Below are 233 nucleotides of genomic sequence, written 5' to 3' on the forward strand. Positions count from 1 at the left end.
TCTCCAGTTGGGGAGTCAGGACCTGCTTGTCATTGTCCAAGCTGGTGCCCTGGTTACTGGCCCAGTATGTGAGCGTTCCGCCCGATCCTGAAGAGTCGGAGGATCCCGCGGAAGAAGGGGAAGAAGAGTTGTTGTTACCGCCACAGGCGGCTGTCGTAAGTGCTAGCGCCGCAATGGCAGCAGTAGCAGCAAGGGTACGAAATTTCACTTCATGACTTCCTTGTCTGAGATTC

The 233-nt window shown here is 55.4% G+C and carries 1 protein-coding gene; it reads left to right on the forward strand.

Features of this window, described 5'->3' with window-relative positions:
- A partial coding sequence (locus SB679_RS26410) for a hypothetical protein (RefSeq protein WP_410705405.1) occupies nucleotides 1-215 on the forward strand: 215 nt, incomplete at its 5' end.
- Between the last annotated feature and the right edge of the window lie 18 nt (nucleotides 216-233).

The sequence above is a fragment of the Chryseobacterium sp. SIMBA_029 genome, from assembly GCF_046535275.1.
Lineage (GTDB): Bacteria > Bacteroidota > Bacteroidia > Flavobacteriales > Weeksellaceae > Chryseobacterium.